Source organism: Pseudomonas sp. HMWF021 (assembly GCF_003061005.1).
Taxonomy (GTDB): domain Bacteria; phylum Pseudomonadota; class Gammaproteobacteria; order Pseudomonadales; family Pseudomonadaceae; genus Aquipseudomonas.
Genome location: NZ_QAIK01000145.1, coordinates 39,477 through 66,176 on the forward strand (window position 1 = coordinate 39,477; position 26,700 = coordinate 66,176).

A 26,700-nucleotide genomic window follows, 5' to 3' on the forward strand; every position below is an offset into this window, starting at 1 on the left:
GATATCGGAAGTTTTCACCGGCGCTCAGGGTGGACTGGACGTCGATGTATGGAGTTCAGGATCACAACCGTCAACACCGGCCAGAGTTGTACGGGGCACGAACTCCACCGCTTTGGAGAGCGATTTCCAGGGACGTACAAAATAGACGCCATCGACTTCGGCAATCACCCGTACCGGCCGGCTGAATCCGGGGCGGGAAGGATCCATCATGGCATCGAAACCCTTGCTGTCGGAGTTGAAGTGCAACACCGTACAATTTCGCGCGCCGGACGCGGAATACTGAAAGGCCACCCCACCGAGCCTGGCACCGGTTGGCGGGAACAAACCTACGAGCACTATGATGATGACCGTAACCACTGTCGCAAGGCCGACGGGATTTTCGTGGCGCAGCAATTTGATCACGAACATCGCCGATAACAACTGGATGGTCCAAAGTACCGACAGCTCGCACAGCACCAGCGGCACGATCCACCAGATGTTTTCTACATAGGCACCGGCGATGCGCAACAACGCAGAAGTCACCGCCTGTATCACAATGACCTGGCTGACGGCGGACATCACGCAGGCGAATTTGAAATCCGTTGAAACCTTGACGCCCAGTCCGCGGACGATGAAGTACACATAGGCGGCAATCGTCAGTAACGCACCGATCAGCATTGTGGGTCCCCACCATCGGCTGTCGTGCAGGCTCGCCCCCGCCACACCGACGAGCAGACAATACCCCCCCATGACCAGCAAGCCGCCTGCCCAGCGCATGATGACCTGACGATGGCGCGCCGTTGATCGCGGATCGTTTTTGCCGAAACGCAGGTCATCACTCAGCCGAGGCCCTGACGCGTCGAGCTTGTGAAACAGGATAAACGTGGGCAGCAGCAGAAACAGCAACATTGCCAACACGATAACGATCAATATCGCCGACATTGCCGGCAGCGCAGTGATGACAGCCGAGGACGTGATACTCAGAGGAATTTTTTCGGACTGAATGTATTGGTAAAGATAGAGCCCGGCGGTCAGCAGAAGTCCGACACCGAGTGGCCAGGCACGCTCATTCGACCAGTAAAGCAACTCGCTCAACTGCCGGTAGCGATTGACGACCGGTTGTGCAGCCTCAGAATCGAACTTCTCGATTTCACTCACGTTGTTTTGCCCCTTCCGTTGAGCAGTCTTTTGATATTGCCAGCGGTGCCGACATCGATGGCCGGATCGACTCTAACGTGAGCTGGCCGGTAAATCATCAAACTACGCTTCAATCAGATTTTTCCGACAACAGAGCCAATCTGGCGGGTGATTGCCTGTACGGGAAAACATCTGGAAAGAATCTGGCCGGCCCTGCGCACAAAGCTCTGCTATGTTTTAAACGCCCACTGCGGAGCCGGGCGGACAACCGCCTTCACCGCCTTACTGCCGGGAGCAGAGTCATGAAAATCAACCCGTACCTGATCTTCAACGGCGACTGTCGTGCCGCCTTCACCTTTTATGAACAGGCCTTGCAGGGCAAGCTGGAAGCCATGATGACATTTGGCGAAACGCCTGCCGCCGAACACGTACCCAAAGAGCACCATAGCCTGATCATTCATACCTGCCTCAGGGTCGGCGATGAAATGATCATGGCTTCCGATACCACGCCCGACCGTCCCGTCAACGGCATGAGCGGCTGCTCGATTTCGCTGAACGTTGACAGCATTGCCGAGGCCGAACGGTTTTTTAATGCCTTGTCCGCCGACGGTCGTGTCGACATGCCCCTGGAGGCGACTTTCTGGGCTGCACGTTTCGGCATGCTGGTGGATCGCTTCGGCGTGTCATGGATGGTCAATTGCCAAACCGACAAGTAGGCCTGCGTTTCAAGCAGGCATGAAAAAGCCCAGCCTGTTCAGGTTGGGCTTCTCTTTCAGCGCTGCGCCAGTTCGTGCCTGACGCATTGTTCGTAATAGGTCTGTTTCACCGCCGCGGGCTTGAGTCGGGAGCTGCTGTTGTAGGTCTGCTCAGTAATACCCATGGCCGTCATGCGCATCCACGGTTGCTGGAACCTGCGCACCTGCAGCTGCCTGCGCGCGCTGTACAACGAGATCCCCGTCAGCTTGGACTGTTGCGCACCGGCGGCGATGTCCGAGCCCCAGGTGCAGGCAAACCGGTGACTCTTGCTCAACTCTTTCGCCTGGACTCCCCAGGCAAAGACCGCCAGTGAAAGCGTTGCAACGGTGATGACAATCGTCCGCATAAGGGCAACCTAACCTTTTGAAAAAAGGCGATTTTGCCGATGAAATAAAGGTTCGGGGGCCAGCAAATTGCCGCTTTCACTCGATTGTCCGGATTTCTACCCGCATGCAGTCGGTGGCTTCCTGCGAACACTCGATGGCGACCGGCGGCGCGCAGCCTGGTGGATCGCAAAGGCGGTAACCTCGGCTTGCCGCTCGTCAGACACCGGGCACATTCCGGCGAGACTTCCTTCCAAACTATATACCCCGCTTGGAAGGCCTGAATCATGACCATGAAGATTACTGCCCTGTCGCTTGTCAGCCTGCTCACAATGGCCCCTCTGCTGACCGTTGCCGCTGAAAAGTCTGCCGCGCCGCCCACCGCGATCCCTGGGGTCAATCAGTCCAGTAACACAGAATCAAATGATGAAAAAGCCAACAAGAAAGGCGAGGAGGCATCAGGCTCCAATTCTGGCGCAGAGCCGCACGAAACGGCAAAAGATGCAGCCACTTCCAGCGATTCAAAGGATATAGAGAAAAAGCCAAACCAATAGTGAGAACCGATCCGCACAAGCTTCATCCCGCGAACGTAGATACGGATGACAATCGATGAAGCGAGCATGGCGCCCTGCCGTTTGCGTGAGCCAAAGAAAATGGATATCCAGTCGAGACTTTGGCCGTCGGGCATGCATCTGAAAACAAGTAGTACGACACGGCAGCTACCACTGCCAGGATCGTCCACTGCGAAGGAGATGAATAGACCCGCCGCTCTTAGTGGCTCCTCTTGCCCAAATTTTGAATGGATGTGAGGTCAGGGGACGCTCTGCGGTGTGAAGCCAGCAAATCGGCCAAGTAGAAAAATTGAATTAGCCAGTTATCCGCCCGGTCGAGAATTATGAATACGGAAAATCTGACGAGGTGACAGCAATGACTATCCAAGCAGAGACACTTGCGCAACTTACCGAGGCGCTCCAAGAGCGAGGCATGAATATGGTGTCAGATGTTCACTTCACTCGTGCGCCATACCGGCAAAACCACCGCTGGATCTGCATCGTGGAATGACGTGCTCATTGCCGGCGGCTGAACTTTCACTTCACCGCCGGCCTCCTTTGCCCAGCTACTCCGTTTTCTCTCCTGCCCACCCGAATGCACGTCTCTGAAAGCCCGACGACAGTCATCGGAGCGCAGAGGTGTATCGAGCTTTGGGGTTATCAAGAAGCCCCCCTCGGCTTGAGATGATGCTACCGGCATGGTCAAATAAATAATGGCCTTTTGCTACGGTAATCTCAATTGAAACAGAATCGTGGAATAATCATTTTCTTTTCGGCAATGATTTTGCTCTTTATCCTGGTACAGGCATGGCATACACAATCTGCTCCCGAGGAGAAAAAGCAGGAGCGAGAACGCCAGCTCAAAGGTCTCGCACTCATCATGAGTGTTCAGTCCGGACAAATATCTGATGATTCAACTCGCATCGATTCGGTGACCTATAGCGATGAGGTCATGCGTATCTCTTACACACTCACAAAAGTTGCGAAAAACGAAATCGACGCCAATGAGTTCACCAAGGACGCAAGAGCGCTTGCAGCTTCTGCATTCTGTAATGAAAAAGGTTTAGGCCAATTCGTGCAATCGGGTCTTTCCATTAACCTCCTTTACAAAGACTCCACCAGCTCTGCGATAGTCGAGTTTGAGATAGACAAGTCTGACTGCCTCTGAAATCCGCCCCCTGAAGCCTGTTTCTCTTGCGGGCTTTTTCTGCGTGGTCTGCCCCGTTGAGTCCGCGCAGCCAGTTGTCAATCTTCCGCCTAATTGCGATTGAACTCCTCCGCGCTCAACGGTAATGCGTAATGGATCCCGTTCAAAATGACAGAAGCACTCCAAGCTGTTTTTAGTCGGTGCCTGGATGACATCGTCTCGCCTTACCTTATTCATCGCCAGCCAAACCGCAAAAGCAGTAGCAGGCGCAGATGAAGGGCAACTGGACGCAGATCAAATAGCGATATTTGACGCGAGCCTTCAAAAAGGCCCTGGAAGCGGCGGGCTGTTACAAGGGATGGAAAGAAGAAATGTCTGGCTTCCATGAAGTGCGGGCATTGTCGCTGCACCTGCACTTGCACTTGCACCTGCACCTGCACCGGAAAGCCGGAAAGGAAGGTCAGAAGATCGCCGGCCACGCCAGTAAAAACATGACGAAGAACTACCAGAAGGATCATGCCGAGATCGTCTGGTCAGGGCGATCCCTGACATCAATATCAGAGAAATCACCGCGTAGTTTTGCGCGGGATTTGCGCAGGCACAAAAAAGCCGATCTATCTGATCGGCTTAACTGTCTGAATTTACTCAGGAAATATGGTCGGGACGGAGTGATTCGAACACTCGACCCCTAGCACCCCATGCTAGTGCGCTACCGGACTGCGCTACGCCCCGACTGGTTTGAAACCTGCCCTTCTTCTCGAAGAGCGCTCAAGAATATATCGCAAGCGTTTGAAAACTGGAAGTATTCAAACGCAGCTTTTTATTTCTTGAGTACCACCAGCACATCTTCAAGCTCGGCAATCATCTGGCGGATCATCTGCTTGTATTGGGTGGTGTCATCTTTGGCTTCATCACCGGACAACCGCAGGCGGGCGCCGCCGATGGTGAACCCTTGATCATAAAGGAGCGCGCGGATCTGCCGGATCATCAGCACATCCTGGCGCTGATAATACCGGCGGTTTCCGCGGCGTTTGACGGGGTTGAGCTGAGGAAACTCCTGCTCCCAGTAGCGCAGCACGTGTGGTTTTACCGCACACAGCTCGCTGACTTCACCAATGGTGAAGTAGCGTTTGCCCGGGATGACGGGTAGTTCGTCGTTATGACTTGGTTCCAGCATAAGCCTCAACTCGGGCCTTCAACTTCTGCCCTGGACGAAAGGTGACCACACGGCGAGCCGTGATCGGGATTTCTTCCCCCGTTTTCGGGTTGCGGCCAGGCCGCTGGCGCTTGTCCCGAAGGTCGAAATTGCCGAAACCGGACAATTTGACCTGCTCGTTGTCTTCAAGAGCGTGCCTGATTTCCTCAAAAAACAGTTCGACCAATTCCTTGGCTTCCCGCTTGTTCAGGCCCAGCTCTTCATACAGACGTTCCGCCATCTCAGCTTTCGTCAAAGCCCCCATACGTCACTTCCTTAACGTGGCGTTCAACCTTTGTTCGAGCGAGGTGAGGATATTTTGCGTCGTCGAATTCACCTCATCGTCATTAAGAGTGCGCGATGGATGCTGCCAGGTCAAGCCAACTGCGAGGCTTTTTCTATCAGGATCAATACCTTTACCCTGATACACGTCAAACAGCCTGAGATCCGTGAGCCATTCGCCTGCATTTTCACGGATTACGTCCAATACAGCCGAGGCTGCGACGTCTTTGTGCGCAATCAGTGCAAGGTCACGACGCACTTCAGGAAAACGCGACAACTCATGGAATTGCGGCATTTTTCCGGACGCCACTTCCGCCAGAACCAGCTCGAAGACGAAGACCGGACGGTCCAGACCCAAGGCCTTGGACAATTCAGGGTGGATCGCGCCAATAAAGCCGACTTCACGCCCGTCACGCTCGATGCGCGCGGTTTGACCCGGGTGCAGCGCCGGGTGTTTGCCCGGAGCGAAAGTGAAGGTATCCAGCGCACCGGCAAAGCCCAGCACCGCTTCAACGTCAGCTTTCACGTCGAAGAAATCGACGGTGTCGCGACCCTGTGCCCAACCTTCCGGCAAGCGGCTGCCGCAAACAACACCCGCAAGCATCGGCTCCTGCTTCAGACCTTCCAGCTGACCGACAAAGCGCAGACCGCTTTCGAACAGACGCACGCGATCTTGCTGACGGTTCAGGTTGTGCTGCAACGCCTTGACCAGGCCCGGCCACAGCGAAGAACGCATGGCGGCCATGTCGTTGGAAATCGGGTTGGCCAGCAATAGCGGCTCAACGCCCGGATTGAACAGTTCGAACTGTTTCGGATCGATGAAGCTGTAAGTGATCGCTTCCTGATAACCACGGGCTACCAGCAGACGACGCAGTTCAGGCAATTCGCTGCGCGCTTCAGCTTTGGCTTGCGGCGCCAGACGCGCTTGCGGGTAACGAACCGGCAGACGGTTGTAGCCGTACAGACGTGCCAGCTCTTCGATCAGATCGACTTCCAGGCTGATATCGAAGCGGTGGCTCGGTACTTCTACGCGCCACTGCCCTGTGCCATCGGCAGAAATGTTCAGACCCAGCGCGCTGAGCAGACGCTCGACCTGCGCCGAATCCATTTCCATCCCCAGCATCTGGGTGATGCGTTGCGCCCGCAGGGTGATCGGTGCGATCGACGGCAGGTGTTGCTCGCTCACGGTCTCGATGATCGGGCCGGCTTCGCCGCCGGTGATTTCCAGCAGCAGGCCAGTGGCGCGCTCCATGGCTTCACGGGCCAGTTGCCAGTCCACGCCACGCTCGTAACGGTGCGACGCGTCGGTGTGCAGGCCATAGGAACGGGCCTTGCCCGCCACAGCGATCTGGTCGAAGAAAGCACTTTCCAGAAACACGTCGCGAGTGGTCGCGGACACACCGCTGTGCTCACCACCCATCACGCCGGCAATCGCCAGTGCGCGAGTGTGGTCGGCGATCACCAGCGTATCGCTGCGCAGACTGACTTCCTGACCGTCGAGCAAAACCAGCTTCTCGCCCTCTTCCGCCATACGCACACGGATACCGCCATTGATTTCGGCGAGATCGAAGGCGTGCAACGGCTGACCCAGCTCGAGCATCACGTAGTTGGTAATGTCGACGGCAGCGTCGATGCTGCGCACATCGGCGCGGCGCAGACGCTCAACCATCCACAGCGGGGTTGGCTTGGACAGGTCTACGTTGCGGATAACTCGGCCCAGATAACGCGGGCAGGCGGCAGGCGCCAATACTTCTACCGGACGCACTTCGTCGTGCACCGCTGGAATAACCATAACTACTGGACGGGTGACCGGAGCGGCATACAGCGCGCCCACTTCACGGGCCAGACCGGCCAGCGACAGGCAGTCGCCACGGTTCGGGGTCAGGTCGACCTCGATACTGGCGTCTTCCAGATCCAGATACACACGGAAATCCTCGCCCACCGGCGCATCGGCCGGCAGCTCCATCAGACCGTCGTTGCCTTCACCAACCTGCAGCTCGGCTTGCGAGCACAGCATGCCGTTGGACTCGACACCGCGCAGCTTGGCCTTCTTGATCTTGAAGTCGCCTGGCAGTTCGGCACCGATCATGGCGAACGGAATCTTCAGGCCCGGACGCACGTTAGGCGCACCGCACACGACCTGGAAGGTTTCCGCGCCATTGCTGACCTGGCACACACGCAATTTGTCGGCGTCAGGATGCTGCTCGGTGCTCAGCACCTCGCCCACGACCACGCCGCTGAATACACCGGCGGCCGGGGTCACGCTATCGACCTCCAGACCTGCCATCGACAGACGAGCAACCAGCTCGTCGCGACTTACCTGCGGGCTAACCCAGCCACGCAGCCATTGTTCACTGAATTTCATCCTGCTCTCCTAAGAATTCGTTACGACTAGCGAAATTGCGCGAGGAACCGCAAGTCGTTGTCGAAGAACAGACGCAAGTCGTTCACGCCGTAACGGAGCATCGCCAGACGCTCGACGCCCATGCCGAAGGCAAAACCGGAGAACTCTTCCGGATCAATGCCGGACATGCGCAGCACGTTCGGGTGGACCATGCCGCAGCCCATGACTTCCAGCCAGCCGGTCTGTTTGCAGACACGGCAGCCATTACCGCTGCACATCACGCATTCCATATCGACTTCAGCGGATGGCTCGGTGAACGGGAAGTACGAAGGACGGAAACGTACGGCCAGTTCTTTCTCGAAGAACACCCGCAGGAATTCTTCGATGGTGCCTTTGAGATCGGCAAAATTGATGTCGCGATCGACTAGCAGGCCTTCGACCTGGTGGAACATCGGCGAATGGGTGATATCGGAGTCGCTGCGATAGACGCGACCTGGGCAGACGATGCGGATCGGCGGCTGCTTCGATTCCATGGTGCGGACCTGTACCGGCGAGGTATGGGTGCGCAGCAACATGTTCGCATTGAAATAGAAGGTGTCATGCATCGACCGGGCCGGGTGATGGCCTGGGATGTTGAGCGCCTCAAAGTTGTGATAGTCGTCTTCGACCTCAGGGCCTTCGGCGATGCCGTAGCCGATGCGGGTGAAGAACTGTTCGACTCGCTCCAGAGTCCGGGTCACCGGATGCAGACCACCGGAGGTCTGGCCACGGCCCGGCAACGTCACATCAATGGATTCGGCAGACAGTTTGGCAGCCAGTTCGGCTTCTTCAAACAGAGCCATGCGCGCATTGAGAACGCCTGTGACACGTTCCTTGGCAACGTTGATCAGGGCGCCGACTTGCGGACGCTCCTCTGCCGGCAAATTCCCCAGGGTCTTCATCACCTGAGTCAATTCACCCTTTTTGCCAAGGTATTGAACCCGGATTTGCTCCAGGGCATTGATATCTTCAGCGCTTTGCACAGCCTCTAGTGCTTGAGAGACCAGCGCATCCAGGTTTTCCATGTACAGACTCCAGATACAAAATAGGGGAAGAGCTTGAAGGCTCTTCCCCTATTTATGACGTTTAACACCTGGCCCCACAGAGGTGAGGCCGGGTGACTGTCGGGGGTACTTAAGCCAAGGTGGCTTTAGCTTTCTCGACAATCGCAGCAAACGCCGCTTTTTCGTTCACTGCCAGATCAGCCAGAACCTTACGGTCGATCTCGATGGACGCTTTTTTCAGGCCAGCGATGAAACGGCTGTAGGACAGACCGTTAACACGAGCACCAGCGTTGATACGAGCGATCCACAGAGCGCGGAACTGACGTTTTTTCTGACGACGGTCACGGTAGGCGTATTGGCCTGCCTTGATTACCGCTTGCTTGGCAACACGGAATACGCGGGAGCGTGCGCCGTAGTAGCCTTTAGCAAGTTTCAGAATTTTTTTGTGACGCTTACGGGCAATGACGCCACGCTTTACACGAGCCATGAGTTACTTCCTCTATTCTTGACTAAAATTAACGAAGGCGCAGCATGCGCTCGACTTTTGCCACGTCAGACGGATGCAGCAAGCTGCTACCGCGCAGTTGACGCTTACGCTTGGTCGACATTTTGGTCAGGATGTGGCTCTTGAAAGCGTGCTTGTGCTTGATACCGTTAGCAGTTTTCAGAAACCGCTTAGCAGCACCACTTTTGGTTTTCATTTTTGGCATGTTCGGATACTCCGCATTCAGTTGATAAACATAATCAGAAGGCCTGCCGTGCCCTGTTGATTACTTCTTCTTTTTCGGGGCGATGACCATGATCAGCTGGCGTCCTTCCATCTTAGGATGCTGTTCGACCGAACCGTACTCGAGCAGGTCAGCTTCAACCCGCTTGAGGAGTTCCATCCCCAGCTCCTGGTGGGCCATCTCACGGCCGCGGAATCGCAAGGATACCTTGGCCCTGTCCCCGTCACTCAGGAAACGTACCAGGTTGCGCAGTTTTACCTGGTAATCCCCTTCCTCCGTCCCTGGACGAAACTTGATTTCTTTTACCTGAATCTGCTTCTGGTTTTTCTTCGCTGCTGCAATCTGCTTCTTCTTTTCGAAGATCGATTTGCCGTAGTCCATCACCCGGCAAACCGGTGGGACTGCGTCAGCAGAGATTTCTACCAGATCAAGCTTTGCTTCTTCAGCAATACGAAGCGCTTCATCAATCGAGACGATGCCAATCTGCTCGCCATCAGCGCCAATTAACCGAACCTCGCGTGCCGAGATATTCTCGTTGATCGGGGCTTTCGGTGCAGCTCGTTTATCTTGTCTCATTTCACGCTTAATAATAATTACTCCGAATCTGGGCGACCACGCCGGGAAACCGCTTGCGCGAGAAACTCAGCGAACTGGGCGACGGGCATCGAGCCCAGGTCAGCACCTTCACGAGTACGCACAGCGACAGTCTGCATCTCGACTTCCTTATCTCCGATAACCAAAAGATAGGGAACCTTGAGCAAAGTATGCTCGCGGATTTTAAAGCCGATCTTTTCATTTCTCAAGTCGGACTTGGCACGAAATCCGCTTTCGTTGAGAGTTTTTTCAACCTGAGCGACAAAATCTGCCTGTTTATCAGTGATATTCATGATCACTGCCTGGGTCGGCGCGAGCCACGCAGGGAATGCACCTTCGTAGTGCTCGATCAGAATCCCGACGAAACGCTCGAAGGAACCGAGGATGGCACGGTGCAACATCACAGGATGCTTGCGGCTGTTGTCTTCGGAGACGTATTCGGCACCGAGACGGACAGGCAGGTTGAAATCGAGCTGCAAAGTACCACACTGCCACACGCGACCGAGACAATCTTTCAGCGAGAACTCGATCTTCGGACCGTAGAACGCACCTTCACCCGGCTGCAGATCGTACGGCAGGCCGGCAGAATCAAGGGCTGCAGCCAGTGCCGCTTCGGCGCGATCCCACAACTCATCGGAACCCACGCGCTTTTCCGGACGAGTGGACAGCTTCATCTCGACATCGGTAAAACCGAAGTCGCGATAGACGTCCATGGTCAGCTTGATGAACGCTGCGGATTCAGCCTGCATCTGCTCTTCGGTGCAGAAAATGTGGGCATCGTCCTGAGTGAACGCACGTACACGCATGATGCCGTGCAGCGCACCCGATGGCTCGTTACGGTGGCAGGCACCAAACTCGGCCAGACGCATCGGCAGTTCGCGGTAGCTCTTCAGGCCCTGGTTGAACACCTGCACGTGGCACGGGCAGTTCATCGGCTTGATGGCGTAGTCGCGGCTTTCCGACTCGGTGGTGAACATGTTGTCGGCGTAGTTGGCCCAGTGCCCGGATTTCTCCCACAGGCTGCGATCGACCACTTGCGGGGTCTTGATCTCGAGGTAGCCGTTGTCGCGCTGCACCTTGCGCATGTACTGCTCGAGCACCTGATACAGGGTCCAGCCATTCGGGTGCCAGAACACCATGCCCGGCGCTTCTTCCTGGGTGTGGAACAGGCCCAGGCGCTTGCCGATCTTGCGGTGATCGCGCTTTTCCGCTTCTTCGATGCGCTGGACGTAAGCCGCCAGCTGCTTCTTGTCTGCCCAGGCAGTACCGTAAACGCGCTGCAGTTGCTCGTTTTTGGCATCACCGCGCCAGTAGGCGCCGGACAACTTGGTCAACTTGAAGGATTTCAGGAAGCGGGTGTTCGGCACGTGCGGACCACGGCACATGTCGACGTATTCTTCGTGGTAATACAGGCCCATGGCCTGCTCGTTCGGCATGTCCTCGACCAGACGCAGCTTGTAGTCTTCGCCCCGGGCCTTGAACACTTCGATCACTTCGGCGCGCGGAGTGACCTTCTTGATGACGTCGTAATCCTTGTCGATCAGCTGATGCATGCGCTGTTCGATGGCGGCCATGTCGTCCGGAGTGAAAGGACGCTCGAAGGCGATGTCGTAATAGAAGCCTTCGTCGATGACCGGACCGATGACCATTTTCGCAGTCGGGTACAGCTGCTTGACCGCATGGCCGACCAGGTGCGCGCAAGAGTGGCGAATGATCTCCAGCCCCTCTTCATCCTTTGGCGTGATGATTTGCAGCGTCGCGTCGCTGTCGATGATGTCGCAGGCGTCGACCAGCTTGCCGTTGACCTTGCCGGCCACGGTGGCCTTGGCCAGGCCTGCACCAATGGATGCAGCGACCTCGGCTACGGAAACCGGGTGATCGAATGAACGTTGACTGCCGTCGGGAAGAGTAATAGTTGGCATGGCGCCTCCTCTCCTAGTGGTGACCCCTACCAAAGGTCACGTGGGTTGGGATGAGCCAGTACAAGATCCGATCCAGGCCATTCAATGACGAACGCCTGCCTTACAGCGGCAGGAGCCTTGCGGCCAACCGGAAAACCGAACCAGAGTGACTGGGATTCAAATCAGAATATTCGCACGCTGACCGCTGCCGGGGCTGAAGGCCATCCGGAGCCTGAGAACGCTTGAGCCCGGCATGCTAGCACAGATGAGCGGTCATCGACTCCAAGGATTTGCGGTGCTGAAGATTTGTGCATTTTTGCGGCGCAAAGTGAACTTGGGATATACGCTTTGCCTCAAATAGGCTGAGAATCGTCGCCGATATCAAACCAAGGAGTTTCAGACATGCGCCTTATCCGTCTTTTTGCTTTCGCGGCCCCACTGGCCCTGCTCCTGCCGCTGAGTGCCAATGCGGCCTGGCCTGCCGGCGTCAAAGCCCAGTACATGAACGACTGCACCGCTGCAGCCAGCAAAAGCGTCAACCCGGCCGAAGCCAACAAGCACTGTGCTTGCGGTGCCGACGTATTGGAGAAGAAATTCACCACGCAAGAGATCGCGCAACTGATGGACAAGAACACCCCGCCAAGCGGTGAACTGGGCCAGCGCGCGCTGAAAGAAATCTCGGTTTGCCGAGTGCAGAAATAAGCGCTGACGAATGCTTTTTCGGGCGCCCAGCAGGCTGAAAACTGCCGAAAAGACCCCGATCTGGATAATTTACGCAGGTTTTATAGCTTTTTTTACGCCCTGAATTTTCGGCCGAAAGCCACTGAAACCGGGGCCTGCAGACATTTTAGAAGTTGAAATGAACGCAATATGAAAGCAAACAGCACGTCCGGGGGGCTACCAAAGCGAACATTTCGACTATGATACTCCGGTGTGCCCAGTTGGCCTGAGCAGCACAGTACTACTGAAAATATATGTTTCTTGGAGATACACCATGTCTAATCGCCAAACCGGCACCGTTAAATGGTTCAACGATGAAAAAGGCTTCGGCTTCATCACTCCTCAAGGTGGCGGTGACGACCTGTTCGTACACTTCAAAGCTATCGAATCCGACGGTTTCAAAAGCCTGAAAGAAGGCCAGACCGTTTCCTTCGTGGCTGAGAAAGGCCAAAAGGGTATGCAAGCTGCACAAGTTCGCCCAGAGTAATTTCCCGGCGCACTAAAAAAACCCCGTCCATGTGACGGGGTTTTTTATGCCTGCAACAATAGCGCCCTGCGATCAGCCGCAGCTGACGCGAGTAACCACCAGGTTGTTGTCGGTGTTCAGATTCAAGCGATCGGAACGATACTCGAGAGTGATCATGTCGGTTGGCTTGAGGAAACGGGCATTTTGCGCGCCAGCCTTGGCACGGGCCTGATCGAGCAGCTCAGGCGAAGCCTTTTTACCGATGGCAAATTCCGCTGCCGTTGCTTCACAGCGGCTATGACCGGCATCGGTCGCCACAGGATCCTTTGCCGACTCGCTGGAGGTTGTGCTGCAACCGGCCAACATGGCAACGGCCATAAGTGCACCCAGAGACGCGAACTTCAAAGGCATGAAGCCTCCTTCTTTCAAATGGTTAAGCTGAGATCGTGCGACCGCCAATCCGGCGTTTGGTTTCACTGCAAGTGCCATCACCTGCCCCACGATCCGGAAAAACGCCGAGTCTGCCTGATAACAGACCACGCATCCGCAGACAATCGTCACCGAATATTAACGAAGCTCAGTAGATGTCGATGTAATCGTGCGGCGGATTTGGCCAGTTATCCTTGAGCGCATTGAATATCTGCATGACCCAGACTTCGTCACTGGCCGCGACGTTGCCGACATAACCGGAACCCTTGGCCCAGGTCTCCAGCCGAAACAGAAGGCCATCTATGTCCTGCCCACCCGTCACGCCAGAAGAAATATAGGCGATCCCACCCTTGGTCACGCGCAATTGCGTGTGCACGTCATCGCTGGCCGAGGCCAGCAACTGACGCACAGCCTCGAGTGTCAGGCCATCAGGAGTGTTCAAATCAATCTGCACAGCGCATCCCCTGGATCTGCCTGAAAAGACCAAGTGTCGCATAGCATCGCGTTCATGCCTAAGTCGCAGTGCCAAACGCTCGACAAAGTGGTTAACTCGCCCTCAGACATTCCCGACTTTTCGAGCGCATTTATGAGCACTGTAAGCATCACTGCCGACATCAAGGTCCTGTGGCCGAAGGGGCACAGTTCGTACAGCCCGGGCAGTTCGGAGGAGCTGGCATTGATCAGCATCGACCTGCTGGTCAAGACGATGGGAACCCAGGGTGCGCAGACGTTTATTGCCCAGGTTTTCGAACGCTATCAGCACGAGAACAAGGGTTCGCAGGACGCCGAGAGGGAGTAACGACCCGCAGGCTGGCACCTGCGGGTCCTGGCCTTACTTCAAGCGTTTCAGGCGCTCGGTCAGCAGATCGAAGAAGCCCTGGGCGTCGCCATTCTCGACCCAGAATGCGTTTTTCGGCTGCTTGAGGCCGTCGTACCAGTCAACGACAGTCTGGCCGAAGGTGATGCCTTCACGGCTATCGATGGCCACGTTCACCGAACGACCGGTAAACAGTTCTGGCTTGAGCAGGTAAGCGATGACGGTAGCGTCATGCACCGGGCCACCCGGGATGCCGTAGTGCTCCATGTCACCCTTGATGTACTCGTTGAGGATGTCGCCAACGATCTTGCTCGCGTTGTTGTTGAGCGCAGCAATCTGCTTCAGGCGTGCATCGCTGGTGAGGATCTTGTGGGTCACGTCCAGCGGCAGGTAAGTCAGTTTCACGCCACTCTTGAGTACCACTTCCGCCGCCTGCGGATCAGCGAACAGGTTGAATTCGGCCACCGGTGTGATGTTGCCACCATTGAAGTGCGCACCGCCCATGATCACCACTTCCTTGATGCCGTTGACGATCTCCGGCTCCTGAATCAGCGCCAGCGCAAGGTTGGTCTGCGGACCGAGCATGGCGATGGTGATGCTGTGCGGCTTGGCTTTTTTCAGGGTGTCGATCAGGTAGTTGACCGCATTGCCTTCGGCCAGACCTTTTTTCGGCTCATGCACGGTGACACCCGACAGGCCTTCCTTGCCATGGATGTTCTCGGCATAGATCGGCGTGCGCATCAAAGGCTTCGGCGCACCGGCGTACACCGGAACGTCCTCGCGTCCTGCCCACTCGCGAGCCAGACGCGCGTTGCGCGAAGTCTTGTCGAGGCGCACGTTGCCGGCGACGGTGGTCAATGCACGGATGTTCAACTCATCCGGCGAGGCCAGCGCAAACAGCAACGCAACCACGTCGTCAGCACCGGGGTCGGTGTCGATGATCAGGTCGATCTTTTCAGCGGCCTGAGCGCCGGTGGCGGAGATAAAAGACAAAAGCAGCAGACTCCGAAGCAATTGATGGAGTTTTTGAGCATAGCGGTGCATGGCGCATTCCTTGTGCTTGTATAAATGAAAGGGTCGAAAACCCGGTTAGAACGTCACGCCGGCCACCAGCACGATGTTGCAGTACGGCTGACATTCGCCTGTACGAACAATCGCCCGCGCCTGTCGGCTGAGAACCTTGAATTGCTCATGAGTCAGCATGTCGCGCCGACCGAGGGCGCCCTCTTCTTTCAACTCATTCAGCGCGACCAGTGCTGTCGGCTGCTTGTCGAGGATTTCATCGGCCAGCACATGGCTTTCCACCTGCATCTCGCTGAGCACTACTTTCAGGGTGCTGACGAAATCCGGAACGCCGTGGGTCAGCGCCAGATCGATCAATTCGACACCCGGCGGCACCGGTAGCCCGGCATCACCAATGACCACCATGTCGCCATGCCCCAGGGAAGCGATCAGCCGCGACAACGCGATGTTGAGCAGAGGAGTCTTTTTCATGCGATTTTGAACGCCTGTACGTCTGACATGGTTGGAATGGAAGGTTGTGCGCCGGCGCGAGTCACAGACAGCGCCGCGGCAATCTGCCCGTATCGGATGGCCTCGGCTTCGGACTTGCCACTGGCGAGCGCGGCGGCAAATCCACCAACGAAGGTATCGCCCGCTGCCGTGGTATCGACCGCTTTCACTTTCGGCGCCGGGAAATGCTCGAAACCCTGACCATTGGCGAACAGCGAACCTTGCGCACCGAGGGTGATGATGACCTTGCCTGCGCCCATGGCGATCAGCTGGCCGGCGGCACTTTCTGCGGTGTCCAGCGAATCGACCGACATCCCGCTCAACGCGGCCGCTTCACTTTCGTTGGGGATCAGATAGTCGATGGCCGCAAACCAGTCTGCCGGCAACGGACGACTGGCGGGTGCCGGATTGAGGATCACCGTCTTGCCCAACGCACGGGCACGCTTGAGTGCATGCCCCACGGTGGCATCCGGAATCTCGAGCTGGCAGATCACGACATCGGCGGCCTGCAGCACCGCATCAAAGCGATCAATTACCGCCGGGGTCATGGCACCGTTGGCACCGGCGACGATGACGATGGCGTTCTGACTGTTGTCATCGACGACGATCAGCGCCACTCCACTGGAATCTTCCACGGTACTCACAGCCTGACAATCGATCTGCTCGGCCAGCAATGCGTCGCGCAATTGCACACCGTAGTCATCGTTGCCAACGCAGCCAACCATGGCGACCTGTGCACCCAGGCGCGCAGCAGCGACAGCCTGATTGGCGCCCTTGCCGCCGGACACGGTGGCAAAGGAATGACCGATCAGCGTTTCTCCGCCCTTGGGCAGCCGTGGCGCCCGGGTCACCAGGTCCATGTTCAGGCTGCCTATTACCACTACATTTGCTGGCATACATCGCTACTCGTCAATTCGGTTTCAGCGGTACTCGGTAAACACGCCGGACAGCGGCGCAGTCGATTCGCGCAGGACAATACTCGGGGTCACGATCCGTTGATCGGTCACCAGGCCCGGGGTGGCAATCCTTCGCAGCAACACTTCGGCAGCCATCTCGCCCAACTGCAGGATCGATTGACCGACGGTGGTTAGCGCCGGGTACACATAACGGCTCATCTGGATATCGTCGAAGCCGATCACCGACAGCTCGCTCGGCACCCGCACATTGCGCTCGGCCGCCGCACGCAGCACGCCGATACCGATCATGTCGTTACCGGCGAAAATCGCGCTCGGCGGATTGCTTTCGAGCAGAATCGCTGCTGCGCTGTAGCCACCGGTGCTGGTGAAATCGCTTTCCAGCATGCGCTCGGGGCGCACCTTGATACCCGCCTCCTGCAACGCCCGACAAAAACCGGCCTGACGCATTTGCGCCACGCTGGTACTCGACGGGCCGCCGATGGTGGCGATGTCGCGATGCCCCAGCTCCAGCAGATGCCGAGTTGCCAGATAAGCGCCATATTCATGGTCGATGCGCACCAGATCCGCATCCACGCCATCCAGCCCCCGGTCGACAATGACCATCGGCGTTTTCACGCCAGCCAGCCCTTGCGCCAACCCGCTATCGCCACCTGCCGAGGCGACAATCAGGCCGTCGATGCGCTTTTCCAGCAGCACACGCAAATAGCTGCGCTGTTTTTCCGGGTTGTCGTCAGAGTTGCAGAGGATTACGCAGTAACCGTTACGCTCGCAATAATCCTCGATGCCCCGCGCCAACTCGGCAAAATACGGGTTGAGGCTGTTCGGCACCAATAAGCCAATAGTCGCAGTGGTCTTGGCCTTCAGCGAGCGCGCCACCGCACTGGGCACGTAGTCGAGGCTTTTGATGGCCGCCTCGACCTTTACCCGCACTTCTTGGCTGACCGGGCGCGTCTTGTTCACCACATGGGAGACGGTTGTGTAGGAAATCCCCGCGAGCGCCGCCACATCCTTGATCGTTGCCATGACTTAGCCCCGTCGACTGGCGCGTTGACTGCGATAGGTATCGAGTACCACCGCGATGACAATCACCGCGCCGGTAATGATGCGCTTGGTCGGCTCGGTCGCACCGATCTGCGCCAGACCGGCGGCCAGCACCGAGATGATCAACACACCGAAGAACGTACTGATCACCGAACCGCGCCCACCCATCAGGCTCGTACCACCGATCACCACGGCAGCAATCACTTGCAGTTCCAGGCCGGAGCCGGCATTCGGATCCGCTGCTTCCAATCGGGAAATCTGGAACAGCGCCGCGATACCGGCCAGCAGCCCCATCAGGCTGAACACCAGAATCTTGTACGGTTTTGGATTGATCCCGGCCAGACGCACCGCTTCCTCGTTGGTGCCGATACCGATCAGGTAGCGGCCGAACACGGTGCGGGTCAGCACAGCTTGCGCGATGAAGATCACCAGCAAGGCAATGATGAACGAGGGCGAAATGCCGAAGGCGATCGGGTTCGACAACCAGGCAAACGAGTCACCGATGTAGGCAGTACGCGAACCGGTCATCTGGTACGCCAGACCACGCGCCATTTCCAGCACACCCAGCGAAACGATGAACGACGGAATGCGCCACGCCACGGTGATCGACCCCGTGACCGTGCCGGCCAGTGCCGCCACCGCCATACCGAGCAATGCGGCCGGCAACACGCTCCAGCCCCAGCCTAGAATCGCCACACTGACCGTCGAGGCGGCAAGCGCCAGCACCGACCCCACCGACAGGTCGATGCCGCCGATGATCAGCACGAAAGTCATGCCCACCGCCAGCACCATCAGATCGGGGATCTGGTTAGCCAGAGTGCTGAAGGTGTTATAGGACAGAAAGTGGCTGCTCATCACCGAGAACAGCGCCACCATCGCCAACAAGGCACCGGCCAGGCCCAGATAGGTGCCCAGCCCGTAAAAATTGCCACTACGTTTGCCGGCAGAAGATGCAGTTTTCATGGGAGTTCCCTTGGCGCCGCTTCATTGAGCAACGCATCACGTTTTTGGTAGCCGGCGAATGCGGCGGCAAGCAAGTCATCCTGGGTCCAGCTGTCGCGTTCGAAGGTGTCGATCAAACGCCCTGCCGACAACACACCGATCCGGTCGCAGATCAGCATCAATTCACGCAGGTCACTGGAAACCACCACCAGCGCCTTGCCCTGACGCGTCAGTTCGCCGAGCAATGCATAGATATCGAATTTGGCTCCAACATCGATGCCCCGGGTCGGCTCATCGAAAAGCAGCACCGAGCAATCGCGCTCCAGCCAGCGACCAATGACGACTTTCTGCTGATTGCCGCCGGACAGCTCGGAGACCAATTGTGTCGGGCTCGAACTGCGGATGCGCATCGCGTCGATCTGACGCTTTGCCAAGGCGATTTCATCGCTGTTATTGACGACACCGCCACTGGAAATTTCCGGCATGTTGCCCAAGGCGATGTTGGCGCTGATCGACTGGCTGAGCAGCAGGCCCTCGCCCTTGCGGTCTTCGGTAATCAGGGCAATGCCGTTGTTCACTGCATCAACCGGGGAGCGCACGCTGACCACCCGTGCCGGCGAACCCAGCGCAATGGTGCCGCTGTCGGCCGTATCGGCGCCGAAAATCAGTCGCAGCAACTCTGTACGCCCGGCCCCGATCAGTCCGGAAATCCCGAAGATCTCGCCGGCACGCACTTCGAAGGAAACGTCGCGCACCTTGTCCGAGCGGGTGAGGCTCTTGACCGTCAGGGCTGGCGCACCAATCTTGCGTGGCCCCATGTCGATGTGTTCGCCCAGCTCGCGACCGACCATCAAGGTGACCAGCTGCTCACTGTTGTAATTGGCCATCGGCTCGACGCAGACCAGATTGCCGTCACGCAACACGGCAATGCGCTGCGCAACCCGGGCCAGCTCTTCGAGGCGGTGCGAGATATAAATGATCGCCACACCACGCGCCTGCAGGCGAGTGATCTGCTCGAAGAGCATTTCCACTTCACGGGCAGTGAGCATCGCGGTCGGTTCATCGAGAATCAGCACATGGCAATCGCCGATCAGGTTGCGTGCGATTTCGACCATCTGTTGATGGCCGATGCCCAACTCGCCGACCAGGGTGTCGGGGTCAATGGCATCGAGGCCAACCTGCGCCATGGCCTCGATCGCGGCTTTGCGCAATTGCTTGCGACTGATCCAGCCGCCATTGCTTGGCAGGTTGTCGAGAAACAGGTTTTCCGCCACCGACAGGGTCGGCAACAGATTGAGTTCTTGCATGACCATGCGTACGCCGAGCTCTTCGGCCTGGGTGCGGCTGCCCGGGCGGTAGTCCTTGCCCTGAAACTGCATCTGGCCCGTGGTCGGCGTGACCAGACCACCAATGATCTTGGACAGCGTGCTTTTACCGGCACCATTCTCGCCGGTCAGCGCCAGCACTTCACCGCGCATCAGCGTCAAGTCGATGCCTGTGAGCACCGGTTGCGCATAGGTCTTACCGATACCGCTGACCGAGAGGACAGCGTTCGGGGCGGAAACTGACATAAAAAACTCTCCATGCGCTCGCCCGGACGGACGAGCGCCGTTGTGTCGCCAGAGGACTTACTTGGTGACCAGCTCGACCGGCGTTTCGATCACGCCGTTGGCACCGCTGTCGACTTTTTCGCCCTTGAGGATTTTCAGCGCCGTCTCGATGCCGAACACCGCTTGCCTGGCAGCGAACTGATCGGCAGTCGCCAGCACGCGGCCATCCTTGAGCATCGGTTTGATGGCGTTGATATTGTCATAACCGACAACCTGTACCTGCCCCGCCTTGCCGGCAGCACGCACAGCAGAAACAGCGCCGACGGCCATGCTGTCGTTACCCGCCAGCAAGGCTTTCACGTCCGGGTATTCGCTGAGAATCGACGCGGCGACCTTGTTGCCCTTGTCGATTTCCCAGTCACCCGATTGCAACGAGACCACCTTGATCTGCGCCGCGTCCATCGCATCCTTGAAGCCGGCAGTGCGCTGCTGGGCGTTGGTAGTGGTGGACACGCCTTCGATGATGCCGACTTCGTCACCAGCCTTCAGTTGCTTGGCCAGATACTCGCCGACCAGACGTGCACCCTTGCGGTTGTCCGGGCCTACGAAGGGCACGCTGATGTTCTTGCTTTTGACAATTTGCGGATCGAGCTGGTTGTCGATGTTGATCACGGTGATACCGGCATCGACGGCTTTCTTGATCACCGGCACCATGGCTTTGGAATCGGAAGGCGCGATAACCAGCGCATTGACCTTCGCCAGAATCATCTGCTCGACGATGCGGGTCTGGCCGGCGGTATCGGTCTCGTCCTTGATGCCATTGGAGATCAGGTCGAAATCGGCGGAGTGTTCTTTCTGGTAGGCCTTGGCGCCGTCTTCCATGGTCAGGAAGAATTCGTTGGCCAGAGACTTCATGACCAGCGCGACTTTAGGTTTTTCCGGGGACTCGGCGAACGCCGAAGAGACAGGTAGTGCGGCGGCTGCGGCAGCCAGCATAGCGACAGCAAGAAGACGTCCAGCGAATGGCAGCTTCATGGGTTCACTCCGATCTTATGATTATTGTGAGCAACGCTCGCGCTGGCGTAAGCTTGATCGCTTGTTCCGGCCAATAGCGCACCGGAAAAGCCGCGCAAACGTTTGCGTAGACCGAACTATGCGAATCCCGCCGACATTTGTCAACAATCAGAAATCGTCATTTATTGTAGGGCGAATCTGCTGAGTCGCCCTTCACGGCTTACGCCGTAGTGCTGACCAGATTGCCGCTGGTGGAGTCCTTGGTCATTTCCTTGACCAGTGCCGCCGCCACTTGCATCAGCTCGCCGCTGGTTTGCGCGATCTGCCCCTGAACGGACATGACCGCCTGCGACTTGGCCTCCGGTGTCGGATAGCTCGCCGCCTGGGCCGCCGCCAGTTGCTGTTGCTGCTCCTGCAGTTGCTTCTGCAATTCCTGCATGCGCTTCAACAGCATTTTCACCGTGACGCTCAGGTTATCGCCGCTGTCGGCGCTGTCGGCCTGGCTGGCTTCTTGCGCGGGACCACCGGTTCTGACCTGATTGCTCGGTTCCTTTTCGACGCCCAGCGCCTCATCAGAGGCATCCGCCTCCGCTTTGTTCATCGCATTGATCGTCGCTGCGGTCTTACCGCCGATGGTGACTGAACCGGGATTTGAAAAGCCGATCGTCAGTGACATGTGAACTCCCTAAATAAGCGTTTCCTTGAACACCCATCGGCCTGCTGGCGGGTTTCTTTAGCAGAAAACCTGAAACCGGCCAGCCGTTTCGGTCGCCACGACCCGCGCCCTTTCGGTGAGCCGAACGCTAAAGCTTCCAATGTTCGGAAACCCGGATAGCCGACTGATCGCGAGTTTTGCTAATTCATAAATTATTGATATAAATCATGTAGTTAAACATTTCTCTAAAGCAAAGTACGGCTGGTACAGATCCTGCTCCCTAGCCTGTACCTCGGGCATCAGATCGACCCGGGGCGCATCTAGATGAACCTGCATCAGCACCGTCTCACTACTAGAGAGAAAAATAATGAAATCTGCTTTCAACACCTTGGTTCCGGGCGCTTTGGCCCTCCTCCTGCTCCTGCCTTCCGCCCTTCAGGCAAAAGAAGTCGAAACCCAGACCAAACTCGCCAACGTCGTGGTACTCGCCACTGGCGGCACCATTGCCGGCGCAGGTGCCAGCGCAGCCAACAGCGCCACCTACCAGGCGGCCAAGGTCGGTATTGAACAACTGATCGCCGGCATCCCCGAGCTGAACAAACTGGCGAACGTGCGCGGCGAACAAGTCATGCAGATCGCTTCGGAAAGCATCACCAACGACAACCTGCTGCAACTGGGTCGCCGCGTGTCCGAACTGGCCGACAGCAAAGACGTCGATGGCATCGTCATCACCCACGGCACCGATACCCTGGAAGAAACCGCGTACTTCCTGAACCTGGTGGAAAAAACCGACAAGCCGATCATCGTGGTTGGCTCGATGCGTCCGGGCACCGCCATGTCGGCGGACGGCATGCTCAACCTGTACAACGCCGTCGCCGTGGCCAGCAGCAAAGACGCGCGCGGCAAAGGCGTGCTGGTGACCATGAACGATGAGATCCAGTCCGGCCGCGACGTCAGCAAGATGATCAACATCAAGACCGAGGCGTTCAAAAGCCCTTGGGGTCCGCTGGGCATGGTGGTTGAAGGCAAATCCTACTGGTTCCGCTTGCCGGCCAAGCGTCACACGATGGATTCGGAATTCGACATCAAGAACATCAAGAGCCTGCCTGACGTAGAAATCGCCTATTCCTACGGCAACGTCGACGACACGGCCTACAAGGCTCTGGCCCAGGCCGGCGCCAAGGCCATCATCCACGCTGGCACCGGCAATGGTTCGGTGTCTTCGCGCGTAGTACCGAGCCTGCAAGCCTTGCGTAAAGACGGCGTGCAGATCATCCGTTCGTCCCACGTCAACGCCGGCGGCTTCGTCCTGCGCAACGCCGAACAGCCTGACGACAAGTACGACTGGGTGGTCGCTCACGACCTGAATCCACAAAAGGCTCGCATCCTGGCCATGGTCGCCCTGACCAAAACCAACGACAGCAAAGAGCTGCAACGGATGTTCTGGGAATACTGATTGCCCCTCGCCTGACCCTTTCCGGGCCGGGCAACCTGCTCACCACTCGCCGCGCGGCGGGTGGTGCAGCGACCTACGCTCAGCACGCCTTTTTCGCACAAAATAATCGACCAGACTTACACCAAAATCGGAAAAGCGCTGTCAGAGGATTTTCTTGAATTTTAAGCAGTTGCGAAAATGCTTACAGTTAAATACTGTATGCACGTACAGCTTAATAAGGATAACCTCGTGGCCACCTCTCCTGATGCTCCTGACGCTTACGAACGCATGGGCATGCGCGTTCAGAAAATCATCAATTCTCCTACTGCACAAAAAGCCAAAGCCGCTTTGATCTTCCGTCTGCCGGACGAGCCGATGGATGCCTGGGAACGGCTACTCGAGGAAATCGACGAGAACGACAACGTCACACTCGCCTATCGCGATGATGGCGGCGTGCAGATTTTTTGGGTTGTGCCGAAGGAAGATTGATTCAATGAGTGTCCGCTGTTTTGCTTTGCTGTTGCTGTTTATCGCGTGTGGCGCTCAAGCCGGCGCGCCCCGCACCTTTACCGAGGCCAAAAAGGCCGCCTGGAAACTCTACGCTCCGCAGTCCACGGAGTTTTATTGCGGGTGCAAATACACCGGCAACAAAGTCGATTTGAAAGCTTGCGGCTACGTGCCACGCAAGAATGCCAAGCGCGCTTCACGCATCGAGTGGGAGCACATCGTACCGGCATGGGAGTTCGGCCATCAGCGTCAATGCTGGCAATCGGGCGGACGCAAGAACTGCACCCGCTACGACCCGAGCTATCAGAAGGCCGAAGCCGACCTGCACAACCTGGTGCCAAGCATCGGCGAGGTCAACGGTGATCGCAGCAACTTCAGTTATGGCTGGCTTCCGGTGCAATCCGGGCAGTACGGCTCGTGTCTGACTCAAGTCGACTTCAAGGCCAAGAAGGTCATGCCGCGTCCGTCGATTCGCGGCATGATCGCGCGCACCTACTTCTACATGAGCAAGCAGTACGGCTTGCGCTTGTCGAAACAGGATCGACAGCTTTACGAGGCGTGGGACAAGACTTACCCGGTGCAAGACTGGGAGCGCCAGCGCAATCAGAGCGTGGCGTGCGTGATGGGACGCGGCAATGAGTTTGTCGGCCCGGTGAACCTGAAAGCCTGCGGCTGATTCTTCAGCGCAAAAGAAAAGGCCTCGAACGTGATGTTCGAGGCCTTTTTTGTTTTTAGCTGCCGGCCTTGTTGTAGCGCCAGTAGCCCATTAGATTGAGTGACTCGCGGGGGATACCGCATTCCTTGATCAGGTATTTGCGCAGGCGCATGACGGCAGCGCTTTCTCCGGCAATCCAGCCATAGAATCCTTCAGGGGCCGTGTTGGCGATCTCCCAGAGTATGTCTTCGTCGATATCGACTTCGGCAAGCTCAGCAGCTTGCCCGACCGAGGAGTCCTCTGCCGGCAGGAACGCCTGCTGCACTGCCTCTACCATCAACACCCCTGCTGCTACTTCTGGCGCCTGATCGCGAACCAGCCACTGCACCGAAAGCCCAGGCCAGTCCGGCACCGGGAGCATGTCTTGGACGCTATCCACTTCAAAGAACGCCTGAGTTCCGGGCGGCTCGGCCATGGCAGCCAACTCGTCAAGAATGCCCATGGCGGCCGGTAATGCCGTGGCATCCGCCACCAGCAGAACCTCCTTGAGCAGTTGCGGCGGTTTCCACTCGAACCCTCAGGCGTCCTGCGCGGAAAAACCGCTGTCGGGAGCGAGAATCTGCATCGATGCTCCCGGCTGAGCATGCAGCGCCCAGCGCGACGCGGGACCGGTCTCGCCATGCAGGACAAAGTCGATGTCGACCTCGCCTTGATCAGCGCGCAAATGACGAATGGTGTAAGTGCGCATTGCTGGTCGACGGTTCGCCAGCATCGAACGAAAACGCGCGTACCAGCCCTCCTCCTGTACGAGATTTGCGGGCGATCCATCTTCGGCGGGGAAGAACAATTTGACGCGCTGGTCCGGCGCCCAGGTGGCCATGACACCTAGTGAAGGGTCGGCGAGCGTGATCCGCATCATGTGCGGACTCACCAGCGTCTTACGGCGCAGAACCGCATTGAAAAGCGTATAGGGAGCGGCGGAGGCCATGCGGAGCTCCTTCGAGAATCGTGATTGACTCATATAAGACGAGTCGACTGCGATGTCCTTTAGGTCGCTCCGCTGAAAGTGCTGATTAAGGCGCGAGCGGATGCTCGACGATCACTGATTCGACGTTCTGCTTCTTGGCCTTCACCAATGCTGCATCCACCTCGACCTTGCGAGCTTGCGCGTCGGCCTGGGAGTTGAACGGGCCAATCAGGATCCGCGTCTTGCCGCTGCTGTCCTTGATGACGGTCGGCACAAACGCATGCTCAATCAACCAGCCGCTCAGGTCACTGACAGCCTGGGGCGTTTCGCCACGCACTTCGAGATCCCACTGGGGAGCGGATACCGACGAAGGCGCGGCGACGGTTGTTTTCGGCTTTTGCACGTCTACACTTTTGCCTTCACCACATCCTGCCAATGCCAGTGCCGCGACCATCCAGACCAATTTGCGCACAACGCTTTCCTCGAAAATCTCAAAGCGGCGATCTTAACATTCATAAATACTTCGCGAGGCCCGCAAAATGGGCACGAAACAACGAGATTGATGATTACAGCCTCTGTATAGTTACGCCCTGGGAATTAATGCAGCATCTGCGCGTCAGAAAGAGGCACCCAAACCGTGAGACTTCGCACTAATCTATACATAACACCGACCTCTGCACTGTCTGAATCAGGTGCCCTACAAAGCAATCAAGGAGAAGACCATGCTGATACTCACCCGCAAAGTCGGTGAAAGCATAAACATTGGTGATGACATCACCATCACCATTCTGGGCGTAAGCGGCCAACAGGTTCGCATCGGCATCAACGCTCCGAAAAACGTTGCGGTGCATCGCGAAGAGATTTATCAGCGTATCCAGGCTGGCCTGACCGCTCCGGACAAGCCACAGACGCCCTGAGCCTCATCGCAGTCAGTAGCCAGTTTGTTTGCTCCCGCATGACGACTGGCTAGAGATGTATGCGCCGTTTTTCCACTCTCCTTCTCGTTGGTCACGGCGCCTGACACACCCTCCCCCTGCTTACACCCGCTCTGGCTGTTTCCGTCGATATTACCTGCCATTCGAATGCCTGGCTG

Annotated in this window: 32 protein-coding genes, 1 tRNA gene and 1 pseudogene; 10 read left to right on the forward strand and 24 right to left on the reverse strand. The window is 57.2% G+C overall.

Annotated features, from left to right (window positions below; all coding sequences use genetic code 11):
• Window positions 1–24: 24 nt before the first annotated feature.
• Complete coding sequence (locus DBR18_RS20280) at window positions 25–1,137, reverse strand: hypothetical protein (RefSeq protein ID WP_108591649.1); 1,113 nt, start codon at window positions 1,135–1,137, stop codon at window positions 25–27.
• 281 nt (window positions 1,138–1,418) lie between these two features.
• On the opposite strand from DBR18_RS20280, the gene DBR18_RS20285 reads away from it, so the two are divergent.
• Entirely contained in the window at window positions 1,419–1,832 is a 414-nt protein-coding gene (locus DBR18_RS20285; protein ID WP_108591650.1) for a VOC family protein, read from the forward strand.
• Window positions 1,833–1,888: 56 nt separating this feature from the next.
• Here DBR18_RS20285 and DBR18_RS20290 read toward each other — a convergent pair whose 3' ends face one another.
• Window positions 1,889–2,218, reverse strand: a complete 330-nt coding sequence (locus DBR18_RS20290) for a hypothetical protein (RefSeq protein ID WP_108591651.1) — start codon at window positions 2,216–2,218, stop codon at window positions 1,889–1,891.
• Window positions 2,219–2,482: 264 nt separating this feature from the next.
• Here DBR18_RS20290 and DBR18_RS20295 point away from each other — a divergent pair, with 264 nt between their 5' ends.
• Entirely contained in the window at window positions 2,483–2,749 is a 267-nt protein-coding gene (locus tag DBR18_RS20295) for a hypothetical protein (protein WP_108591652.1), read from the forward strand.
• A 736-nt stretch (window positions 2,750–3,485) separates the two neighbouring features.
• Window positions 3,486–3,914, forward strand: a complete 429-nt coding sequence (locus DBR18_RS20300; protein ID WP_256588818.1) for a hypothetical protein — start codon at window positions 3,486–3,488, stop codon at window positions 3,912–3,914.
• Between the two features lie 212 nt (window positions 3,915–4,126).
• Here the strand turns inward: DBR18_RS20300 and DBR18_RS30385 are convergent, their stop codons facing one another.
• The 10 genes from DBR18_RS30385 to thrS all read right to left on the reverse strand — a co-directional run bounded on the left by DBR18_RS30385 (window position 4,127) and on the right by thrS (window position 12,001).
• Window positions 4,127–4,411 (reverse strand): hypothetical protein, encoded by a 285-nt coding sequence (locus tag DBR18_RS30385; RefSeq protein ID WP_158275058.1) that lies wholly within the window; start codon window positions 4,409–4,411, stop codon window positions 4,127–4,129.
• A 137-nt stretch (window positions 4,412–4,548) separates the two neighbouring features.
• A tRNA-Pro gene (locus tag DBR18_RS20310) sits at window positions 4,549–4,625 on the reverse strand.
• Window positions 4,626–4,713: 88 nt separating this feature from the next.
• The gene (locus tag DBR18_RS20315) at window positions 4,714–5,070 is read right to left on the reverse strand and encodes a MerR family transcriptional regulator (protein WP_003179985.1); all 357 of its coding nucleotides are present in this window, start codon (window positions 5,068–5,070) and stop codon (window positions 4,714–4,716) included.
• The gene (ihfA, locus tag DBR18_RS20320; RefSeq protein ID WP_002553164.1) at window positions 5,051–5,353 is read right to left on the reverse strand and encodes an integration host factor subunit alpha; all 303 of its coding nucleotides are present in this window, start codon (window positions 5,351–5,353) and stop codon (window positions 5,051–5,053) included. The genes DBR18_RS20315 and ihfA overlap by 20 nt, the downstream gene beginning before the upstream one ends.
• 3 nt (window positions 5,354–5,356) lie before the next feature.
• Window positions 5,357–7,735, reverse strand: coding sequence for a phenylalanine--tRNA ligase subunit beta (gene pheT, locus DBR18_RS20325; protein WP_108591654.1), 2,379 nt, complete (start codon window positions 7,733–7,735; stop codon window positions 5,357–5,359).
• Between the two features lie 26 nt (window positions 7,736–7,761).
• Window positions 7,762–8,778, reverse strand: coding sequence for a phenylalanine--tRNA ligase subunit alpha (gene pheS / locus DBR18_RS20330; protein ID WP_108591655.1), 1,017 nt, complete (start codon window positions 8,776–8,778; stop codon window positions 7,762–7,764).
• Window positions 8,779–8,887: 109 nt separating this feature from the next.
• Window positions 8,888–9,244 (reverse strand): 50S ribosomal protein L20, encoded by a 357-nt coding sequence (gene rplT / locus DBR18_RS20335; protein ID WP_002553161.1) that lies wholly within the window; start codon window positions 9,242–9,244, stop codon window positions 8,888–8,890.
• A 28-nt stretch (window positions 9,245–9,272) separates the two neighbouring features.
• On the reverse strand, window positions 9,273–9,467 hold the full coding sequence (gene rpmI, locus DBR18_RS20340; protein ID WP_002553160.1) for a 50S ribosomal protein L35: 195 nt from the start codon (window positions 9,465–9,467) through the stop codon (window positions 9,273–9,275).
• Between the two features lie 60 nt (window positions 9,468–9,527).
• Entirely contained in the window at window positions 9,528–10,079 is a 552-nt protein-coding gene (gene infC / locus DBR18_RS20345) for a translation initiation factor IF-3 (protein WP_170929410.1), read from the reverse strand.
• On the reverse strand, window positions 10,079–12,001 hold the full coding sequence (gene thrS, locus DBR18_RS20350; RefSeq protein ID WP_108591656.1) for a threonine--tRNA ligase: 1,923 nt from the start codon (window positions 11,999–12,001) through the stop codon (window positions 10,079–10,081). Before thrS ends, infC begins: the two co-directional genes overlap by 1 nt.
• A 381-nt stretch (window positions 12,002–12,382) precedes the next feature.
• Here thrS and DBR18_RS20355 point away from each other — a divergent pair, with 381 nt between their 5' ends.
• Window positions 12,383–12,682 carry a hypothetical protein gene (locus DBR18_RS20355; protein ID WP_003226370.1) on the forward strand — a complete coding sequence of 100 codons (300 nt, stop codon included), beginning with the start codon at window positions 12,383–12,385 and terminating at the stop codon, window positions 12,680–12,682.
• 292 nt (window positions 12,683–12,974) lie between these two features.
• The gene (locus DBR18_RS20360) at window positions 12,975–13,187 is read left to right on the forward strand and encodes a cold-shock protein (RefSeq protein WP_003179963.1); all 213 of its coding nucleotides are present in this window, start codon (window positions 12,975–12,977) and stop codon (window positions 13,185–13,187) included.
• 72 nt (window positions 13,188–13,259) lie between these two features.
• Here DBR18_RS20360 and DBR18_RS20365 read toward each other — a convergent pair whose 3' ends face one another.
• Complete coding sequence (locus tag DBR18_RS20365) at window positions 13,260–13,577, reverse strand: I78 family peptidase inhibitor (protein ID WP_108591657.1); 318 nt, start codon at window positions 13,575–13,577, stop codon at window positions 13,260–13,262.
• Window positions 13,578–13,743: 166 nt separating this feature from the next.
• The gene (locus DBR18_RS20370) at window positions 13,744–14,049 is read right to left on the reverse strand and encodes a hypothetical protein (protein WP_108591658.1); all 306 of its coding nucleotides are present in this window, start codon (window positions 14,047–14,049) and stop codon (window positions 13,744–13,746) included.
• Window positions 14,050–14,181: 132 nt separating this feature from the next.
• Between DBR18_RS20370 and DBR18_RS20375 the strand changes: the two genes are divergently transcribed.
• On the forward strand, window positions 14,182–14,394 hold the full coding sequence (locus DBR18_RS20375; protein ID WP_108591659.1) for a hypothetical protein: 213 nt from the start codon (window positions 14,182–14,184) through the stop codon (window positions 14,392–14,394).
• A gap of 33 nt (window positions 14,395–14,427) precedes the next feature.
• Here DBR18_RS20375 and DBR18_RS20380 read toward each other — a convergent pair whose 3' ends face one another.
• From DBR18_RS20380 to DBR18_RS20415, 8 genes are all read right to left on the reverse strand, one after another.
• On the reverse strand, window positions 14,428–15,456 hold the full coding sequence (locus tag DBR18_RS20380; RefSeq protein WP_108591660.1) for a nucleoside hydrolase: 1,029 nt from the start codon (window positions 15,454–15,456) through the stop codon (window positions 14,428–14,430).
• Window positions 15,457–15,501: 45 nt separating this feature from the next.
• Window positions 15,502–15,906, reverse strand: coding sequence for a D-ribose pyranase (rbsD, locus tag DBR18_RS20385; protein ID WP_108591661.1), 405 nt, complete (start codon window positions 15,904–15,906; stop codon window positions 15,502–15,504).
• Complete coding sequence (gene rbsK / locus DBR18_RS20390; protein ID WP_108591662.1) at window positions 15,903–16,820, reverse strand: ribokinase; 918 nt, start codon at window positions 16,818–16,820, stop codon at window positions 15,903–15,905. Before rbsK ends, rbsD begins: the two co-directional genes overlap by 4 nt.
• A 24-nt stretch (window positions 16,821–16,844) precedes the next feature.
• Window positions 16,845–17,864, reverse strand: coding sequence for a LacI family DNA-binding transcriptional regulator (locus tag DBR18_RS20395; RefSeq protein ID WP_108591663.1), 1,020 nt, complete (start codon window positions 17,862–17,864; stop codon window positions 16,845–16,847).
• A gap of 3 nt (window positions 17,865–17,867) precedes the next feature.
• Window positions 17,868–18,845: an ABC transporter permease gene (locus DBR18_RS20400; RefSeq protein WP_025111208.1), complete on the reverse strand. Its 978-nt coding sequence runs from the start codon at window positions 18,843–18,845 to the stop codon at window positions 17,868–17,870.
• Window positions 18,842–20,395 carry a sugar ABC transporter ATP-binding protein gene (locus DBR18_RS20405; RefSeq protein WP_108591664.1) on the reverse strand — a complete coding sequence of 518 codons (1,554 nt, stop codon included), beginning with the start codon at window positions 20,393–20,395 and terminating at the stop codon, window positions 18,842–18,844. Before DBR18_RS20405 ends, DBR18_RS20400 begins: the two co-directional genes overlap by 4 nt.
• 57 nt (window positions 20,396–20,452) lie before the next feature.
• Entirely contained in the window at window positions 20,453–21,409 is a 957-nt protein-coding gene (locus DBR18_RS20410) for a sugar ABC transporter substrate-binding protein (protein ID WP_108591665.1), read from the reverse strand.
• 199 nt (window positions 21,410–21,608) lie between these two features.
• Complete coding sequence (locus DBR18_RS20415; protein ID WP_108591666.1) at window positions 21,609–22,064, reverse strand: hypothetical protein; 456 nt, start codon at window positions 22,062–22,064, stop codon at window positions 21,609–21,611.
• A gap of 346 nt (window positions 22,065–22,410) precedes the next feature.
• On the opposite strand from DBR18_RS20415, the gene DBR18_RS20420 reads away from it, so the two are divergent.
• From DBR18_RS20420 to DBR18_RS20430, 3 genes are all read left to right on the forward strand, one after another.
• The gene (locus tag DBR18_RS20420; RefSeq protein WP_108591667.1) at window positions 22,411–23,499 is read left to right on the forward strand and encodes an asparaginase; all 1,089 of its coding nucleotides are present in this window, start codon (window positions 22,411–22,413) and stop codon (window positions 23,497–23,499) included.
• Between the two features lie 198 nt (window positions 23,500–23,697).
• On the forward strand, window positions 23,698–23,967 hold the full coding sequence (locus DBR18_RS20425) for a DUF1654 domain-containing protein (protein WP_371921129.1): 270 nt from the start codon (window positions 23,698–23,700) through the stop codon (window positions 23,965–23,967).
• A gap of 4 nt (window positions 23,968–23,971) precedes the next feature.
• Window positions 23,972–24,661 (forward strand): endonuclease, encoded by a 690-nt coding sequence (locus DBR18_RS20430; RefSeq protein ID WP_108591669.1) that lies wholly within the window; start codon window positions 23,972–23,974, stop codon window positions 24,659–24,661.
• A gap of 55 nt (window positions 24,662–24,716) precedes the next feature.
• Here DBR18_RS20430 and DBR18_RS20435 read toward each other — a convergent pair.
• Window positions 24,717–25,628, reverse strand: a pseudogene (locus DBR18_RS20435) (siderophore-interacting protein).
• Window positions 25,629–25,713: 85 nt separating this feature from the next.
• Window positions 25,714–26,079, reverse strand: coding sequence for a penicillin-binding protein activator LpoB (locus DBR18_RS20440; protein ID WP_108591670.1), 366 nt, complete (start codon window positions 26,077–26,079; stop codon window positions 25,714–25,716).
• 250 nt (window positions 26,080–26,329) lie between these two features.
• On the opposite strand from DBR18_RS20440, the gene csrA reads away from it, so the two are divergent.
• On the forward strand, window positions 26,330–26,524 hold the full coding sequence (gene csrA, locus DBR18_RS20445; protein WP_003179932.1) for a carbon storage regulator CsrA: 195 nt from the start codon (window positions 26,330–26,332) through the stop codon (window positions 26,522–26,524).
• The last annotated feature ends 176 nt before the right edge of the window (window positions 26,525–26,700 follow it).

Bases quoted from the DNA above. Each gene is read 5' to 3' on its own strand.
- DBR18_RS20285 (WP_108591650.1), top strand. From the start codon at position 1,419: ATGAAAATCAACCCGTACCTGATCTTCAACGGCGACTGTCGTGCCGCC.
- DBR18_RS20290 (WP_108591651.1), bottom strand. From the start codon at position 2,218: ATGCGGACGATTGTCATCACCGTTGCAACGCTTTCACTGGCGGTCTTT.
- DBR18_RS20295 (WP_108591652.1), top strand. From the start codon at position 2,483: ATGACCATGAAGATTACTGCCCTGTCGCTTGTCAGCCTGCTCACAATG.
- DBR18_RS30385 (WP_158275058.1), bottom strand. From the start codon at position 4,411: ATGATCCTTCTGGTAGTTCTTCGTCATGTTTTTACTGGCGTGGCCGGC.
- DBR18_RS20315 (WP_003179985.1), bottom strand. From the start codon at position 5,070: ATGCTGGAACCAAGTCATAACGACGAACTACCCGTCATCCCGGGCAAA.
- ihfA (WP_002553164.1), bottom strand. From the start codon at position 5,353: ATGGGGGCTTTGACGAAAGCTGAGATGGCGGAACGTCTGTATGAAGAG.
- pheT (WP_108591654.1), bottom strand. From the start codon at position 7,735: ATGAAATTCAGTGAACAATGGCTGCGTGGCTGGGTTAGCCCGCAGGTA.
- pheS (WP_108591655.1), bottom strand. From the start codon at position 8,778: ATGGAAAACCTGGATGCGCTGGTCTCTCAAGCACTAGAGGCTGTGCAA.
- rplT (WP_002553161.1), bottom strand. From the start codon at position 9,244: ATGGCTCGTGTAAAGCGTGGCGTCATTGCCCGTAAGCGTCACAAAAAA.
- rpmI (WP_002553160.1), bottom strand. From the start codon at position 9,467: ATGCCAAAAATGAAAACCAAAAGTGGTGCTGCTAAGCGGTTTCTGAAA.
- thrS (WP_108591656.1), bottom strand. From the start codon at position 12,001: ATGCCAACTATTACTCTTCCCGACGGCAGTCAACGTTCATTCGATCAC.
- DBR18_RS20355 (WP_003226370.1), top strand. From the start codon at position 12,383: ATGCGCCTTATCCGTCTTTTTGCTTTCGCGGCCCCACTGGCCCTGCTC.
- DBR18_RS20360 (WP_003179963.1), top strand. From the start codon at position 12,975: ATGTCTAATCGCCAAACCGGCACCGTTAAATGGTTCAACGATGAAAAA.
- DBR18_RS20365 (WP_108591657.1), bottom strand. From the start codon at position 13,577: ATGCCTTTGAAGTTCGCGTCTCTGGGTGCACTTATGGCCGTTGCCATG.
- DBR18_RS20375 (WP_108591659.1), top strand. From the start codon at position 14,182: ATGAGCACTGTAAGCATCACTGCCGACATCAAGGTCCTGTGGCCGAAG.
- DBR18_RS20380 (WP_108591660.1), bottom strand. From the start codon at position 15,456: ATGCACCGCTATGCTCAAAAACTCCATCAATTGCTTCGGAGTCTGCTG.
- rbsD (WP_108591661.1), bottom strand. From the start codon at position 15,906: ATGAAAAAGACTCCTCTGCTCAACATCGCGTTGTCGCGGCTGATCGCT.
- rbsK (WP_108591662.1), bottom strand. From the start codon at position 16,820: ATGCCAGCAAATGTAGTGGTAATAGGCAGCCTGAACATGGACCTGGTG.
- DBR18_RS20395 (WP_108591663.1), bottom strand. From the start codon at position 17,864: ATGGCAACGATCAAGGATGTGGCGGCGCTCGCGGGGATTTCCTACACA.
- DBR18_RS20400 (WP_025111208.1), bottom strand. From the start codon at position 18,845: ATGAAAACTGCATCTTCTGCCGGCAAACGTAGTGGCAATTTTTACGGG.
- DBR18_RS20405 (WP_108591664.1), bottom strand. From the start codon at position 20,395: ATGTCAGTTTCCGCCCCGAACGCTGTCCTCTCGGTCAGCGGTATCGGT.
- DBR18_RS20410 (WP_108591665.1), bottom strand. From the start codon at position 21,409: ATGAAGCTGCCATTCGCTGGACGTCTTCTTGCTGTCGCTATGCTGGCT.
- DBR18_RS20415 (WP_108591666.1), bottom strand. From the start codon at position 22,064: ATGTCACTGACGATCGGCTTTTCAAATCCCGGTTCAGTCACCATCGGC.
- DBR18_RS20420 (WP_108591667.1), top strand. From the start codon at position 22,411: ATGAAATCTGCTTTCAACACCTTGGTTCCGGGCGCTTTGGCCCTCCTC.
- DBR18_RS20425 (WP_371921129.1), top strand. From the start codon at position 23,698: ATGCACGTACAGCTTAATAAGGATAACCTCGTGGCCACCTCTCCTGAT.
- DBR18_RS20430 (WP_108591669.1), top strand. From the start codon at position 23,972: ATGAGTGTCCGCTGTTTTGCTTTGCTGTTGCTGTTTATCGCGTGTGGC.
- csrA (WP_003179932.1), top strand. From the start codon at position 26,330: ATGCTGATACTCACCCGCAAAGTCGGTGAAAGCATAAACATTGGTGAT.